This is a genomic window from Propionispira raffinosivorans DSM 20765 (genome assembly GCF_000381065.1).
Taxonomy (GTDB): Bacteria; Bacillota; Negativicutes; order Selenomonadales; family Selenomonadaceae; genus Propionispira; species Propionispira raffinosivorans.
In genome coordinates, this window is record NZ_KB905894.1 from 1 (window position 1) to 2,696 (window position 2,696).

A 2,696-nucleotide genomic window follows, 5' to 3' on the forward strand; every position below is an offset into this window, starting at 1 on the left:
AAAAAAGCGACACAGCTATATGAAGAAGCAAAAAACATTGCATCAAATTGGCAAGATGGTGGTGCAAGCAAAATTGCATTGCATGCGGTAGTTGGTGGGTTAATAGGTCAAATATCTGGTGGGAATGCAGCATCCGAGGCATTTTCTGCTGGGACGAATGAAGCAAGTTATAATTCGGAATTAATACAAAAATTATCACCAGAATTAAAAGAATTTACTAGTATAATCATAGGTGCTGGTGTAGCTAAACTGACAGGAGGAAATAGTAAGTCAGGTGCATCGGTTGCCCTTTCTGGGACAAAAAATAATAATATACTGCATGATATCGGGTGGGATACTCTAGGAAACCTACTCGATGAAACCGAAGAAGTAATAAAAGAAAAAAGAGAAGCAGGCAGTCAGGCAAATAATGCCTACATGAAGATGAATACAGAAGGATATAATTCCACTATTACATCGGAAGAAACATATGGAGATAACATTTCGGAAAAGCAGATAGAAAATGCACAAGAAATTAAAGAAGACATAAAACGAGCTGTTTCAACGTCAGACGATAACGTTCAAAACGAAGTGCCACCTCCGACGGTAGATCAGGTATTGGATCAAGGCGGAACATGGAATTCTGCAGGTCAATTAGTAGGTAGTGATGGAACGATATATGAAAATTCACCTAACAGAGGAGACTATTTATATAGCAAGGGAATAGAACCAAAAGTTAATAAAGAAACGAATACGTGGTATATATCAACAGCAGATGGTGATTGCCAAGTATATAGTTTAGGCTATGTAGGTGATTATTATGCAAAGAAAGGTTATCCGGTTGAATTAGGCAATGATGGAGGCCATTATGTCACGGCACCGGATGGATCAGTTTGGAATACATCAGCAGAATTGACATCAGTAGTAGAACAAACGAAGGAAAACTATAAAAAAACAGTTGATGAAAATGAGAATCTTCTACTGCTTTTAAGTGCAGGTAGAGATGCAGGAATGGGACTTAATAAAAGTACAACTAAAAATATTGAAACTATTATTAAGGGGTCGAGTGAGGCTATTCAGGTACAAGCTCCGATTTTAAAAGATTTTGATGCACAGCGACAAGTACTAAATACATTTAAAGGAGGAACTGCGTTAGAGCAAACATATGGTGAAGGCACTAAACTTTATCGTATTGGTGATAGAAATGGAGCGTATTGGTCGCCTAATCCACCTCCGGCAACAGAGCTACAGTGGCGCATGGATTACGCAGTAGAAGGTCACTGGAACAATATGAGTAATATGTATATAATGGAAATCCCAAAAGGATCTAGTCTTGCTGGACTGGAAGGAATTGTTGGCAGACAAAGTGGGGCATTGTTCGGTGGCGCTACACAAACCTTTATTGATTGGACCGCAGTTCCTGAAAGTTGGATAAAGACAATTCCATTAAAGTGAAAAATTAAAGAAACGGGTGATATGTTTTGGGGGAAGTCACGTCTGAAAAAAAAATTCAGTTAGAGAGGTGCTTAGTTGAACTAAAAGACTCCGTAGATGTAATAAGAAAAGTATCGCATGACTCTATATTAATCTGGCATGCAAATGAAATTGAAGAATGGATAAAGTATCTTAAAAGCCAAACAGATATCGAGGCGGTACAGTCACTTAAGTCTGAGATTTATAAACGATTCTATGAAAAATATAACGTCAGAATTGAGCCTAAAAACTTGGACGACAAGCGATTAACAATATTTAATAAATTACTTGAACAGTTAAGTGACATTTAATAGTACGTAAAATGAAAAAATGAGGCTAACAGATGCAAAAATCTGGCGTCCTTGCTTTTTTCTTCGCATGACCTCTAGAAATGGGGGTGTCGTACTAAGGAATTAGTGTTAAAGGCGCAAATAATGGTATATTTATAGTTGACTAGGTAATAAATTTAATGCCTAAGAATGATATTGCTGGCAGAAAAAGTGGGGCATTGTTCGGTGACGCTATACAAACCTTTATGGTGTGGACCGCAGTTCCTGAAAATTGGCTAAAGACAACAGAAAAAGCTTTAGTAGATACAATTAATCATTTTATTGAAATGATTAACGAAAAAGATTTTGAATGTGTTGATCTGTATGATTTTTAATAATTAAAATAAATTTGCCCAACCAAAGAGGTCAGCGGACGTAAAAATCCACTGACCTCTTCAATATTAGAGGGATTATCGACTACAATCGTCAACACTGTTCAAAATATTTGCATTTCGTAGATACTCAACACGGAAGATTTGAAAAGTGTGATTCTAGTGGTAAGACAGGAAAATTAGCAGATGGTAGACCGACATTGAAAATTATGAATAAAAACGGTACACGTACGAAGGTTCGATACGATGATTAATGGGGGACTGATTGAATTGATAGAAGAATGGAAAAGGTGGATTCCATCTAAAGAGCTTTCTTTAAAAATGTATATAGAAAAGGTAATCGATGACAAAAAAGGATTGCAGCTTTTTTGTCAAAGTAAAGATGAGCAGATTACGATTAAAATTTGTTTCGAAAATTTTGTGCTTTCATATCGAAACACAGATGAAGGACGAAGATTAAAAATGTTAAAATTTTTAACTGAAAAATATGGAAAAGAGTTTTATGCTGAGTGGTCATTTTTTAAAGTTATTAATTCGACTTATATTGAATGGTTTAATCAAGAAACTTATAATATGTACTCTG

At 35.8% G+C, this 2,696-nt stretch carries 4 protein-coding genes; all 4 read left to right on the plus strand.

Features of this window, described 5'->3' with window-relative positions; all coding sequences use genetic code 11:
* A partial coding sequence (locus tag F606_RS23405) for a hypothetical protein (RefSeq protein ID WP_407635992.1) occupies nucleotides 1-1,434 on the plus strand: 1,434 nt, incomplete at its 5' end.
* Nucleotides 1,435-1,460: 26 nt separating this feature from the next.
* Entirely contained in the window at nucleotides 1,461-1,763 is a 303-nt protein-coding gene (locus F606_RS0120190) for a hypothetical protein (protein ID WP_019555672.1), read from the plus strand.
* Between the two features lie 158 nt (nucleotides 1,764-1,921).
* Complete coding sequence (locus F606_RS0120195; RefSeq protein ID WP_019555673.1) at nucleotides 1,922-2,116, plus strand: hypothetical protein; 195 nt, start codon at nucleotides 1,922-1,924, stop codon at nucleotides 2,114-2,116.
* Nucleotides 2,117-2,383: 267 nt separating this feature from the next.
* The coding region (locus F606_RS0120200; protein ID WP_154651232.1) for a hypothetical protein at nucleotides 2,384-2,696 on the plus strand (313 nt) is incomplete at its 3' end.

What these genes read in the sequence shown, in the direction of transcription:
- F606_RS0120195 (WP_019555673.1), top strand. Translation starts at nt 1,922, where the DNA reads ATGCCTAAGAATGATATTGCTGGCAGAAAAAGTGGGGCATTGTTCGGT.